Source organism: Xanthomonas arboricola, from assembly GCF_003353015.1.
Classification (GTDB): Bacteria; Pseudomonadota; Gammaproteobacteria; order Xanthomonadales; family Xanthomonadaceae; genus Xanthomonas; species Xanthomonas arboricola_E.
Window position 1 is genome coordinate 62,185 of the sequence record NZ_QREM01000008.1, and the last position, 13,231, is coordinate 75,415.

The following is a 13,231-nucleotide window of genomic DNA, read 5'->3' on the forward strand; positions in this document are numbered from 1 at the left end:
GGAGCCGCGCATGAGCCCGTCAGATTCCACTTCCTCGTCCACCCCGTTCGCAGCGTCGATGCGTGGACAACAACCCAAGCCGGAAGACCGCCAGTTCCCGGCAGTGCTGCAAGATCTCTACGCTACTGCCTCGCAGCGACGCGATGGCAGCGCTGAAACGTTTGCCCCGCTGCCCAATGGCTGGACGCGCCTGGACGACAGCACGCTGCAACGTGCCGGCATCGATCCCGGCCTGCTGCACGACGCCAAGAGCGGTTTCGATGCCGCGTTCTACCGCAACGACCAGGGCCAGGTGGTGCTCGGCTTCTGCGGCACCGACGAAGGCAAGGACTGGAAGCACAACCTCGGCCAGGGCCTGGGCTTCGACGACGCCCAGTACGCGTCCGCGATCCAGCTCGGCAGCCAGGCCAGGCAGGCGTTCGGCGACCAGGTGGTGATCTCCGGACACTCGCTCGGTGGCGGCCTGGCGGCGGCATCGGCAATGGTCAACGACATCCCCGCCGTGACCTACAACGCCGCCGGCGTCAACGACCGCACGCTGGAACGCCAGGGCCTGGATGCCGCCGCGGCCAAGGACTACGCCAGCAGCGAATTGATCCGCGGCTACCACGTCAAGAACGAGATCCTCACCCATCTGCAGGAAGACAGCATCCCGCTGAAGTGGGCGATGCCCGACGCGGCCGGCCATCAGATCGAGCTGCCGGAACCGGACCCGTTGTCGTTCGGGCAACGCCTGGTGCCGGGCATGATGCTGAAGCACCGCCTGGACCTGCACGGCATGGACTCGGTGATGAAGGCGCAGGACCTGCAATCGCCGGGGCAGGCGCAAGGTACCGGCAGCCAGTTGTTCAACGATGCGGTGGTGCGCCTGGACGGCCAGCGCGAGCGCCTGGGCCTGCGCGACGACACCGCGTTTCTCAATACCGCCGCCAGCGTGGCTGCGCGTGCCGGCAGCGACGGTCTGCAGCGGATCGACCACCTGGTGCCCAACCGCGACGGCGACAGCCTGATTGCGGTGCAGGGCCGGATGGACGACCCGGCGCATCTGCGCAGCCATGTGCAGACCGCCTCGGCAGCCAGCGAGCCGGCGCACGGCAATGTCGATCAGTTGCAGCAGCACAACCAGCAGCAATCGCAGCAGAGCACACAGCAGGACGCGCAGCGCCGCGGTCTCCAGCAGTAATCGTGGTCGGGCACTGGCGCTGCCGGTGCCCGACGCGAGTTGCCTGGCGAGCGGTCGTCGAATGGAGGCAGAGTTGGTGCATCCGGCACTGCGACAGACGCGTGGAGACGCCCGCGCGCGTGGGCACCACGGTCCCGTTGAGGCCACCGACAGCGGCAGGCCCGGTCAGCCCGCTCCCGCCATCGCTCGCAGGGTGATGCCGACCAGATAGGCCAGGTACGTGCCGGTGGCGTAGCCCATCGTGCCCAGCAGCACGCCGACCGGCGCCAGCGCCGGGTGGAACGCGGCGGCCACCACCGGCGCCGAGGCCGGTCCACCGATATTGGATTGCGAGCCGATCGCGAAGTAAAAGAACGGCACCCGCAACAGGCGGCCCAGGCCCCATAGCAAGCCGATATGCACCGCGATCCAGATCAGCCCGAGCAGGAACAGCCATGGGCGGTCCAGCAGCGCCAGCAGGTCCATCTGCATGCCGATACAGGCGATCAGGAAATACAGCAGCAGCGAGCCGATCCTGGACGCGCCAGCGCCTTCCAGCGTCCGTGCGCGGGTGAAGCTCAGCAGCAGGCCGATGCTGGTCGCCAGCACCACCACCCAGACAAACGGCGTGTCCAGGCTGAACTGGCTGGACCAGCGCAGGTTGGCCTTGCACCACGCGGCCAGCGGCGTGGCCAGCGCGTGCGCCAGCCCGACCCCACCGAACGCCACCGCCACGATCACCATCAGATCGGCCAGGCTGGGAATGCGCGCATGTTCGGCCTGGAACTGCGCCATGCGTGCCTGCAGGGCATCCAGCGCGCGGGTATCGGCGCCGCTGCGCGCATCGATGCTGCGCGCGCGCCCGGCCAGGAAGATCAGCGCCGCCATCCACACATACCCGACGCCCACGTCCACCACTGCAAACTGCCCGAAGGTGGTGGCGTCCACGTTGAAGACCTCGCGCATCGCCAGCATGTTGGCCCCGCCGCCGATCCAGCTGCCCGCCAGCGCGGCCATGCCGGCCCAGGTATCGCCGGCCACCGTGGCCGGATGCAGCCAGCCCATCACCCAGAACGCCACCACCGCGCCCAGCATGATGCTCAGCGATGCGCCCAGGTACATGGCGACCAGCTTGGGTCCCAGCCCCAGGATGGCGCGCAGGTCGACGCTCAAGGTGAGCAGGACCAGCGCCGCCGGCAGCAGCACGTCGCGCGCGATCGGGTTGTACAGGCGGGTGTTGGCACCGTCGATCAGGCCAACGGTGTTGTAGATGCCTGGCAGCAGGTAACACAGCAGCAGCGCCGGGACCACGGCGTAGAAGCGGCGCCACGGCCCCTGCTCGCGCGAGGAGGTCCAGAACACTGCCCCCAGGGTGGCGGCGATCAGGCCGAAGACGACGATATCGTTTTGGATCAAGGCAGAACCGGCAGCATTCACTGGGGGCGACATTCTCGACTGGGAGCCGCCAAGGTGCGGATCGCCGCAAGAATGGCCGATCGGGCGCATCCCGTCGACTGGATGTGCCAACGCGCGCGGGGACTGCGGGACCGCCGCTCTTACGCAGCCGCGCAGGCCCGGCCACCGGCGGCTGCGCTGCGCTGGGCTATCTGTGGCATGCCCGCCACCATCCCGCTCCGCTGCAGGACCTGCGCCCGCCGCGGATCGGCCGGCGCACGTGGCGGCGGGCCTCCGCCTCCGCCGCCGTCACCCAGCGCTGCAGAAGGCCGGCCCGGTCAGCCGTAGCGACGCACCACGCGGTCGCCATCGGCGGTATGCAGCACCACGCCGCTGGGCTGGCCGGTGGTCAGGCAGTGCAGCTTGGCCATCAATTCGGCATTTTCCAGCGCGCCCTGCTCGCGCAGATAACGCAATGGCGACCATTGCGGCCGGGTCACCCACCAACCTCCCTGCTCGGGATGAATACGCACGACATAACGGGACTCGTCCATCAGGGCCTCCGGCCGGTACATGCAGCGGTAGAACTACGGAAGTCGGCAGCGCGGGGACGCCCAGCGCGCCGGGGATGGGAGTGCCATGGTCCGGTCCGGGATGCCGGCGCGCCCTTACTCAAGGGGCCGCGGGAGAGTGGCCAAGGGCCCCGCGTCCGGCATAGCCAGGATGACTTTTCGCTTATGCCAACGCCGTCGGGCGGACACTGGCATGAGGGTAGGAAAATACCTACGTGACACCGATCGACGCTGGCGCTAGATTCGCGTTCGAGCGGCGAACAGACGCCGCAGATGGCCGTCAACGGGCGCAGACGGCGCGGGGGAATACGTCGCTCTTGAAAACGCCTCAGGGGAGGGGTCACATGCATCTGCTCAGGAAGTTCCTTTTGCCGGTCAAGACCGCGATGGTGGTGGGCTATGTCCTGGTGATCCGGGAAGCGATCGTGCTGTGGTCCTGACGGCACTCCGCCACCAGGCTGCCCGATAGCGCGCAACCGCAGCTGTCGCGGCGCCTCACTCCGCATCCACCCAGCCACGCTGTTGCGCCGCGACCAGATCGGCGGGCGTGTCCACGTCCAGCGCGAGCGCCGGGGCGCTGACGCAGCCCAGGGTCTGCACGTCCAGGCTGGCGAACAAGCCACGCAGTCCACTGTCGCCCTGGAGCGGCACCTCGGCCCAGGCCGCGTGGGCGACCACCGCCGGGATGCCGCGCACACCGGCATATCCGCTGGTGGCGCATCCGGATGCGGCACGGTCGGCCTCTTCCAGCAAGGCACGCAGGTGCGGCGTATCCAGTGCGGGCTGGTCGCACCCCAGGATCAGGCTGCGCCTGAGCGAGGTGTCGTCCTGCACATGCCGGCGCAACGCCGCCAGGCTGGAACCCATGCCGGCGTCCCAATCAGAGTGACGTAGCACTTCCACCTCCAGTCCCTGCAGGACATCGCTCAGCGCGTCGGCATCGGCGCCCAGCACCACCACACAGCGGCGTGGCGCCGTCTGCAGCGCAATGCGCGCAAAACGCCGCAACAACGGTTCGCCGTCGCGCAGCAGCAATTGCTTGGAACGCCCCAGCCGGCGTCCTGCACCGGCGGCAAGCAACAGCGCAACGTGATCGCTGCTCATGCGCCCGATGCCATCGCGCGGAGCGAAGGGTGGTCCGATGTCGGCCGCGCAGGGCCTGCATCAACAAGCGCATCGCACCGGGCCGCATCGCGGCCGGCACTCATCGGCGACGGCCATCGCGGCGCGGCGCCAGACACGTCGTCGTAGTGATCAGGTAATTCGGTCATGGCGACGTGGCGTGGATAGTGGAGAGGCGCCAGCCTAGAGAGGTAACTGTGCGCGCGGAGTGACTAAATGCAGCGCATGTGCCGGACCAAGGCAGGGGCTCGCCGACGCCTGCCAGTCGACCGGCGCACATGGGCTGCTGCTGCAGCACAACGAAGGACCGGCACCGCTGCGGTGGCGCTGCATCAAGACTGGCAGCACTGATTGCCGGCAGTGGACGGCGCAGCTCATCGACGACCGCCAGGCGCAGGAAGTAAATGAATACCTTGAAAGGCATCTCAAGAATTAATTGTCTTCCAGACCGCCATTTTCAGTATTGGAAACTCCATCGATAATCCCGCACACCGCCGTCGCTGACTGCCAGTTGCAATTTACCTGCAGGTGAAATTTACCTGCAGGTGAAGGCGCACGCGCGCGGTGAGTGCCCTGCCCGCCGGCATGGCAGCAATGGCCACGACGCACTTCACCGGAGCGAACAGACGGCAGACCGCGGGGAGAAACCGCCGCGTACTGCGGGTACGTGCCACATGCGGGTACCGGCTGCGCGCGCCCTTGCGGTGAGCGCGATGACCTCGACCGCTCCTAGCCAGCCAAGACGGCTGCGGCCTGCCCATCGGCGACCGCCTGGGTGGCTTCGGCAATGATGCCCAGCGCAATCGTGTGGGGTGAGCAACGCCCCATGCGCCAGCCTGCCGGCAGCCGCAATCTGGCCAGGGCGGCATCGTCATGCCCGAGCGCACGCAGCGCCTGCAGACGTGCCTCACGCTTCTGGCGACTGCCCAGGATGCCGATGCAGGCGACCGCAGAAGCAAGCCCCCGGCAGGCGACCTGCAGATCGGCGTCGCCGTCGTGGGCGAGGCTGTACAGCGCGGTGTCCGCATCCAGATGCAGATCCTGCAGAGCCTCGCCCAGGGCTCGCCGATCGTAGTGCTCGGCGGCCAGTCCGGGCGGCGGCTGGCTGGGGCCATGCGGCCGCAGCACACGCACGTCGATGCCCATCTGGCTGGCGAGCGACACCAGCACCAGCAGCGCAGGATCGGCACCGACCAGCACCAGCCGCAGCGGGGGGCGGTGCGTGCGCAGGAATTCGTCGGGACGCAGATCCTGCGTGCTCACCGGATAACGGAGCGCGCCGGTGGTCCGATCCAGCGCGACATGAAACGGACGACGATGCTGGCGCGCATTGCGCCAGCGTGCCAGATGCTCGCCCAGGTCCTGTACCAGCCAGACCAGCACGCCGATACGGCCGCCACAGCTGAGCTGGATATCCAGCACTTCGCTGCCTTCGCCATAGTCCAGCCAGCGCGGGGTGCCGTCGCGCAAGGCGGCGATGGCCTCGTGCGCCACTGCCGCCTCCACGCACCCGCCCGAGACGTAGCCGGCCACCCGACCGTCGGCACTGATGGCCATCTCGCTGCCCAACGGGCGCGGCGAGGAGCCCTGCACGTCGATCAGCGTGGCGATGGCCACGCGCTGGCCTGCCCGATGCCAGGCACTGAGCGTCGGCAGCAGGTCCTCGTGCAGCGCGTAGCTCGGCCATGCCGGCCACGCCGGCTCGGCCGGCGCCGCATGCGTGACCGGGGCCACCACCGCACTCACGCGCGCAGCAACTCGGGCAGATGCGGCAGCAGCTTGTCCAGCGTGACCGGGTACTCGCGTACGCGCACACCGGTCGCGTTGTAGACCGCATTGGCGATTGCTGCAGCCACACCGCAGATGCCCAGCTCGCCGACCCCCTTGGCCTTCATCGGCGACGACATCGGGTCGCTCTCTTCGAGAAAGATCACTTCCTGGTGCGGGATATCCGCATGCACCGGCACTTCGTACCCGGCCAGGTCGTGATTGACGAAAAAGCCCAGCCGCTTGTCGACCGCCAGCTCTTCCATCAAGGCCGCACCCGCGCCCATCGTCATGCCGCCGATGACCTGGCTGCGCGCAGACTTGGGATTGAGGATGCGTCCGGCCGCGCAGACCGCGAGCATGCGGCGGATGCGTACCTCGGCAGTGGCGATATCCACGCCGACCTCCACGAAGTGCGCGCCGAAGGTGGACAGCTGATGCGTCTTGGAAAGGTCGCCGAACTCGATCTTGTCCTCCACCACCAAGGCGCCATTGGCGGCGGCCTCGCCGAGCGCGATGCGCTTGCCGCCCGCTCGCACATGGCTATCGGCGAACTCGGCCTTGGCCGGGTCCAGGCCCAACTGCTTGGCGACGGCTTCGCGCAGTTTCACTGCCGCCGCATACACACCGGCAGTGGAACTGTTCGCACCCCATTGCCCGCCGGAACCGGCCGAGGCAGGAAAGCTGGAATCGCCCAGACGCACATCCACCCAGTCCAACGGCACGCCCATCATCTCTGCGGCGGTCTGCGCGATGATGGTGTAGGAGCCTGTGCCGATGTCGGTCATGTCGGTTTCCACCACCACGCGACCGCCCTGCTCCAGTCGCATGCGGGCGCCGGAGGTCGTCACCGGCGCATTGCGGAAGGCGGCCGCCACGCCCATGCCGACCAACCAGCGCCCATCACGGCTGCTCGCCGGTTTGGCCTTGCGCCTGGACCAGTCGAAACGCTTGGCCCCGTCTTCCAGGCACTTGACCAACTGACGCTGCGAGAACGGACGCTGCGGGTTTTCCGGATCCACCTGGGTATCGTTGACGATCCGGAACTTGACCGGGTCCATGTCCAGCTTCTCGGCCATCTCGTCCATGGCCACTTCCAGCGCCATCAAGCCCGGCGCCTCGCCCGGGGCGCGCATCGCATTGCCCTCGGGCAGATCGAGCACGGCCAGGCGTGTGGCAATCAGGCGGTTGGCGCCGGCATACAGCAACTGCGTCTGCGCGGCAGCGATCTCGGGGCCGCCCTCGGGCAGGTCGCCGGACCAGCTCTCATGCGCAATCGCGGTGATCTTGCCATCGCGCTGCGCACCGATACGGATGCGCTGCACGGTGGCCGGGCGGTGCGTGGTGTTGTTGAAGATCAGCGGCCGCGGCAGCATCACCTTGACCGGGCGTCCGACCTCGCGCGCGGCCAGCGCGGCGAGCAGCGCATCGGCACGCAGGAACAGCTTGCCGCCGAAGCCGCCACCGATATACGGCGACATCAGACGCACGTTCTCGCCCGGGAGACCGAGCGTTCTGGCCAGATCGCCCGTGCTCCATTCGATCATCTGATTGGAGGTCCACACGCTGAGCTTGTCGCCTTCCCACATGGCGATCGACGCATGCGGCTCCATCATCGCGTGCGAATGGTCCGGCGTGGTGTAGTCGGCATCCAGCTGCACCGGCGCTGCCGCGAAGGCGCTATCGAAATTGCCGACTGCGCTGTTCGGTGCCCCGCCTTCCTTGGTGACCTTGGCGCCATCGCGGGCCTTTTCCAGATCGTAGGCACCGACATGGCGTCCATAGTCGACCTTGATCAACTGTCCGGCGGCACGTGCCTGCTCGAAGGTCTCTGCGACCACCACCGCAATGGCCTGGTGGTAATGCTGGATCTCCGGGCCACCGAGCAATTTGGCAGTGTTGTATTTGCCTTTCTGCAACTTGCCTGCATTCTGCGCGGTGACGATGCCGAGCACGCCCGGCGCATTGCGTGCAGCGCCCAGATCGATGCTGCGGATGCTGCCCTTGGCGATGCCGGCGCCGACGACATGGCCATAGGCGGCGCGGCCGGGCAGGTCGTGGTGCTCGTACGCATACGGCGCCTGCCCGGTGGTCTTGAGCGGACCATCGATACGGTCGACCGGCTTGCCGACGACCTTGAGCTGGTCGATGGGATTGGGACTGGCGGGAGTGTCGAATTTCATATCAGGCCCTCGTGTCGGCCAGGATCGCGGTCAAGGCGCGCTCAACCAGCGGCAGCTTGAAGGCATTGTGTTCAGTGGGTTGTGCGCCATCGAGCAGCACGGAGGCGATCGCACGCGCACCCTGGCGCGACTGCGCTTCGGCCGCCTCGCTGCGCCACGGCTTGTGGGCGACACCGCCGACGCCGACACGCACGCTGCCATCGCGTTGCACCACCGCCGCAACCGACACCAGGGCAAATGCGTACGAGGCGCGGTCGCGCACCTTGCGGTAGACATGCGTGCCGCCAAGCGGTTTGGGCAGGCGCACCGCGGTGATCAGTTCGCCGCGTTCCAGCACTGTTTCCAGGTGCGGCGTCTTGCCGGGCGCACGATAGAACTCGGACAGCGGCACCGCACGGGTCTGTCCATCCGGGCGCACCGTCTCGACCGCCGCATCGAGGACGCGCATCGCAATGGCCATATCGCTGGGATGGGTGGCGATGCATTCTTCGCTCACGCCGATCACCGCCAACTGCCGGTTGAAGCCGCCGATGGCCGCGCACCCACTGCCCGGCAGGCGCTTGTTGCATGGCTGATTGGTATCGTAGAAATACGGGCAACGCGTACGTTGCAACAGGTTGCCCGCCGTGGTGGCGCGGTTGCGCAACTGCCCCGAGGCACCGGCCAGCAACGCGCGCGACAGCACGGCGTAATCGCGACGCACGCGGGCGTCGGCTGCCAGCTCGGTATTGCGCACCAGGGCGCCGATGCGCAGGCCGCCGTCCGGCGTTTCCTCGATGGTATCCAGGCTCAGCCCGTTGACGTCGATCAGGTGCGAGGGCGTTTCGATCTGCAGTTTCATCAGATCGAGCAGGTTGGTGCCGCCGGCGATGAATTTGGCACCCGGCTGGCGTGCCGCCTTGGCCGCGGCATCGGCGGGCGAGGTCGCGCGCTCGTAGCTAAACGCCTTCATGCGCGCTCTCCGGCAACTTCGTTGATCGCATCGACGATGTTGGAATACGCGCCGCAGCGACAGATATTGCCACTCATCCGTTCCTGCAATTCCGGCGTGGTGAGCCGGGTCTTGCCGGTGAGATCTTCGGTGACGTGACTGGGAATGCCGCGCTTGACCTCGTCCAGCACCGCCACTGCCGAACAGATCTGCCCGGGCGTGCAATAGCCGCACTGGTATCCATCGTGCTTGACGAAGGCCGCCTGCATCGGATGCAGCTTGTCCGGCGTGCCGAGGCCTTCGATGGTGGTGATCCTGCCGCCCTGGTGCATCACCGCCAGCGACAGGCAGGCGTTCATCCGCTGCCCGTCGACGATCACGGTGCAGGCACCGCACTGGCCGTGGTCGCAGCCTTTCTTGGTGCCGGTCAGCTGCAGGTGTTCGCGCAGGGCATCCAGCAAGGTGGTGCGATTGTCCAGGGTCAGCGTCACCGGCTTGCCGTTGACTTCGAACGCGACCTGGCTCGATGCATTGGCCGGCTCGGCCGCCTGCCGCTGCGACAGCGTGCTGGTGGCAGTGGCAGCCATCGATTGGGTTGCGGCAACACTGGCTGCCGACGCCGTGCCAGCGATCAGTACCTCGCGACGGGTCATCTTGATATCTCTCATGGCTGGCATCTCCAACAATGCTGGCTTATACAGTTCTTAAATAATGTGCAGAGCCGCCGGTCACAAGCGTGTGAGCATGCGGCGCGCGTGTGCGGGTGCGAATCGGCGATATGCCACGATGCCAGGACCGCTCCAGCTACGCATTGGCGACATGGAATGCATGCGCCTATGCAACGCGCTCATCATTGTTGGAATGTCTTGCACGCTTGCCTGCGCATCGATCGCTGCGTACGAGCAGCGTGTGTGCGCATGTGTGTATAGCCTGTCGCAGCGTCTGCAGTGATCCGATATCAGTCCGCTGACAGGGATGCCTTCATCCCTGTCAGCTGCATGGCGACGACGAACGGAGCGTCCACGCGGCATGCGCGTTTTCATCTCTGCGCTTCGCCCCGATCGTCTGGTGTAGCAAGGCGCACTGCGTCGCAGTCATGCGGATGCAAACGATCGACCTGGAGCGGCTACCGCCCTGTAGCGATAGTCCTCAGCCGGGCGTGAACAGTGTGGAGGAGGTGGAGTATCCGGCTGCCACACGTCGATTCGCGTTGCGGCCGCGCCCGCCTGGTGGCGGGCGCACTGGTTCGCAAGCCGCTTCTAGAACTCCAGCACGATCTTGCCCAGATGGCCGCCCGCCTGCTGCAATGCGAACGCGTCGGCGATGTCGTCGAGCGCGAAGGCGCGATCGATCACCGGCCGCAACGGCAAGGCGTCCAGCGCACGCACCAGCTGCTGCTGATGCGTGCGGCTGCCGACCACCAGCCCTTGCAGGCGCTGCTGCCGGCCCATCATTTCAGCGGTCGGCACCGGACCCGCTGCACCGGTCAACACGCCGATCAAGGCGATATGCCCGCCCACCCGTCCGGCGCGGATCGATTGCGCCAACGTGCCCGGCCCACCGACCTCGACCACGTGATCCACGCCACGGCCGTTGGTGATCTCCCGCACCTGCGCCGACCACTCGGCATGCTGGCGGTAGTTGATCACGTGATCTGCGCCCAGCGCGCGCGCCTTGTCCAGTTTTTCATCGGACGACGAGGTCGCAATGACGGTGGCGCCCATCGCCTTGGCAAACTGCAGTGCAAAGATCGACACACCGCCGGTGCCGAGCACCAGCACGCTGTCGCCGGCCTTGAGCCGGCCATTGACCACCAGGGCGCGCCATGCGGTGACGCCGGCCGTGGTCAAGGTCGCCGCTTCGGCATGGCTGTAGCCAGCCGGGGCATGCGTGAACGCGTGCGCGGCGGTTACCACCGCAGAGCGTGCGTACCCGTCCACGCCGTCGCCGGGCGTGGTGGCAAAGCCGGCATGCAGCGGCTCGCCATCCAGCCAGCCGGGGAAGAAGGTGGACAGCACATGGTCGCCGACGGCGAACTCATCCACCTCGGGCCCGACCGCTTCGACCACCCCGGCCCCATCGGACATGGGGATGCGGCCGTCAGCGGTCGGCATCTGCCCCGACACCACGCCCAGGTCGTGGAAATTCAGCGAGCTCGCGTGCAGCCGCACTCTGATCTGGCCGCGTCCCGGCTGCCCGGGGTCGGGCAACGCGACGGCGTGTAATGCGCTCAAGCCTGCAGGATGAGCGAGACGAATGGCGCGCATGGGGCGCTCCTTGCTATGACCGACGTGCGGGATAACACGCCGGGCGTTATCCGCATGCAGTCGAGCCGGCTTGCGGCTGTGCCGTGCGCTGGCGAGTTCGTTGCAGCACCAGGCGCGGCGACCGCAGCAGGCTGGACAGCAGCGTGGGCGCAGGCCGGCCGAGTTGCCGCGCGCTGCGTGAGGCATCGATCACGGATCGGCACTGCGCCACCGGGTGCAAGCGATTCCATGCCATGCCGGCGGCCAGGCTGGCACGCCAGTTGCACGGCGCTGATGTCCACACAGGTGACTTCCGTGACATCGACCAGCAAGCGACGGCGGCAACGTGCACAACGCATCGCGTTGCACTTTGTGCTGAGCATTTCGTGCCTGCTGCTGCTTGGGTCGGAGTCCTGGTCCATCCATGAAGAGCGCGCGAGCGCGCTGCGCACCGCCGAAGCGCAATCGCTGAATCTCGCCAATTCCCTGGCGCAGCATGCCAGCGACACCCTGACGATCGCCGATGCGGTGCTGTCCGGCTTGGTGTCGCGGGTGGAGCACGACCAGGGCTCGGCCGCTGCGCGCCTGGTCATGCACGACTTTCTGGTGCATGAGGCGCGTCGCTCGGACCGGCTGCATGGCATCTTCATCTATGCAGCCGACGGTAGCTGGGTGAGTTCGTCACTGAACAGCACGCCCAGGACACACAACAACGCCGATCGCGCCTATTTCAAGTATCACCGCGACCATCGCGACGCCCTGTCGCTGGTCGGGCCGCCGGTCCGCAGCCGCTCCGATGGCAGCTGGGTGCTCACGTTGAGCCGGCGCCTCAACACGCCCGGGGGCGACTTTGCCGGCGTTGTCCTGGTCACGCTGCAACTGAAGTATTTCCAGAACTACTACAGCAGCTTCGAGGTCGGCCCCAACGGCACCATCGGCATGACCAACGACGAGGGCATCGTGCTGGTGCGCCGGCCCGACAAACCGGGCGTGATCGGCACCTCGATCGCAGGCACCTCGATCTACGTCACCATGCGCGCACGCAGGCACGGCACGGCCACCTACCGCTCGCCGATCGACGGCGTGGAGCGCATTTCCAGTTTCGCGCCAGCGCAGGCGTATCCATTGACCGTCTTGACCGGCGTCTCGGTCGATGACGCATTGGCCAACTGGCGGCAATCCGCGCGCCAGCGGAGTGTGATCGCCACCTTGGGATGCGTGTTGCTGCTGGGCGTGGGCATCTGGCTGGACCTGCAATTGCGCCGCATGCATCGCAACGAGGACAAACTCAGCTCCGAAGCCTGGATAGATGCGCTCACCGGCATTGCCAACCGGCGTGCATTCGATCACCGGCTCTCGCGCGCCTTGCAGCAGGCGGTGCATCGCCAGGCGCCATTGTCGGTGCTGATGATCGATGTGGATCATTTCAAGCTCTACAACGACACCTACGGCCATGTAAATGGCGACGCCTGCCTGCGCCTGATCGCGGGCGCAATCGCCGGCTGCTCACGGCGCAGCGAAGACACTGCCGCGCGTTACGGCGGCGAAGAGTTCGGCATGATCCTGCCGCAGACCGATGCCGCCGGCGCACTGCGGCTGGCCGATGCGATCCGCAGCGCCGTCGCCGCGCTCGGCCTGATGCACCTGTCCAGCCCGACCAGCGCGCATGTCACCGTCAGCGTCGGCGCAGCGACATTCGAACCGGGCGAAGTGCCACGCAGCCCGGATGCCTTCGTGCACGACGCCGATTCGGCGCTGTATCGCGCCAAGCAGAATGGCCGGAACCGGACCTCGGCCTAGCGCCGCGAACACCACTGCGCTGGGCCAAGCGGGCGCCTCACGCACGGAATCGT

General features: G+C 67.1%; 10 protein-coding genes. 2 read left to right on the forward strand and 8 right to left on the reverse strand.

Annotation, left to right across the window (positions count from 1 at the left end):
* The first annotated feature begins 10 nt into the window (after window positions 1-10).
* Window positions 11-1,183, forward strand: a complete 1,173-nt coding sequence (locus C0541_RS08200) for an XVIPCD domain-containing protein (RefSeq protein WP_115047500.1) — start codon at window positions 11-13, stop codon at window positions 1,181-1,183.
* Window positions 1,184-1,348: 165 nt separating this feature from the next.
* Here C0541_RS08200 and C0541_RS08205 read toward each other — a convergent pair whose 3' ends face one another.
* The 8 genes from C0541_RS08205 to C0541_RS08240 all read right to left on the reverse strand — a co-directional run bounded on the left by C0541_RS08205 (window position 1,349) and on the right by C0541_RS08240 (window position 11,399).
* On the reverse strand, window positions 1,349-2,599 hold the full coding sequence (locus tag C0541_RS08205) for a DUF819 domain-containing protein (protein WP_161960000.1): 1,251 nt from the start codon (window positions 2,597-2,599) through the stop codon (window positions 1,349-1,351).
* Between the two features lie 296 nt (window positions 2,600-2,895).
* Complete coding sequence (locus C0541_RS08210) at window positions 2,896-3,111, reverse strand: hypothetical protein (protein WP_115048134.1); 216 nt, start codon at window positions 3,109-3,111, stop codon at window positions 2,896-2,898.
* A gap of 513 nt (window positions 3,112-3,624) precedes the next feature.
* A complete protein-coding gene (locus C0541_RS08215) occupies window positions 3,625-4,233 on the reverse strand; it encodes a nucleotidyltransferase family protein (protein ID WP_115047503.1) in 609 nt (202 codons plus the stop codon).
* 747 nt (window positions 4,234-4,980) lie between these two features.
* Window positions 4,981-5,997, reverse strand: a complete 1,017-nt coding sequence (locus tag C0541_RS08220) for an XdhC family protein (protein WP_115047505.1) — start codon at window positions 5,995-5,997, stop codon at window positions 4,981-4,983.
* Entirely contained in the window at window positions 5,994-8,201 is a 2,208-nt protein-coding gene (gene paoC / locus C0541_RS08225; RefSeq protein ID WP_115047507.1) for an aldehyde oxidoreductase molybdenum-binding subunit PaoC, read from the reverse strand. The genes C0541_RS08220 and paoC overlap by 4 nt, the downstream gene beginning before the upstream one ends.
* A gap of 1 nt (window position 8,202) precedes the next feature.
* A complete protein-coding gene (locus C0541_RS08230) occupies window positions 8,203-9,153 on the reverse strand; it encodes an FAD binding domain-containing protein (RefSeq protein WP_115047509.1) in 951 nt (316 codons plus the stop codon).
* A complete protein-coding gene (gene paoA, locus C0541_RS08235; RefSeq protein ID WP_161959970.1) occupies window positions 9,150-9,800 on the reverse strand; it encodes an aldehyde dehydrogenase iron-sulfur subunit PaoA in 651 nt (216 codons plus the stop codon). The genes C0541_RS08230 and paoA overlap by 4 nt, the downstream gene beginning before the upstream one ends.
* Window positions 9,801-10,391: 591 nt before the next feature.
* Window positions 10,392-11,399 carry a zinc-dependent alcohol dehydrogenase family protein gene (locus C0541_RS08240; protein ID WP_115047513.1) on the reverse strand — a complete coding sequence of 336 codons (1,008 nt, stop codon included), beginning with the start codon at window positions 11,397-11,399 and terminating at the stop codon, window positions 10,392-10,394.
* A 273-nt stretch (window positions 11,400-11,672) separates the two neighbouring features.
* On the opposite strand from C0541_RS08240, the gene C0541_RS08250 reads away from it, so the two are divergent.
* Entirely contained in the window at window positions 11,673-13,178 is a 1,506-nt protein-coding gene (locus C0541_RS08250) for a sensor domain-containing diguanylate cyclase (RefSeq protein WP_429001337.1), read from the forward strand.
* Window positions 13,179-13,231 lie beyond the last annotated feature (53 nt).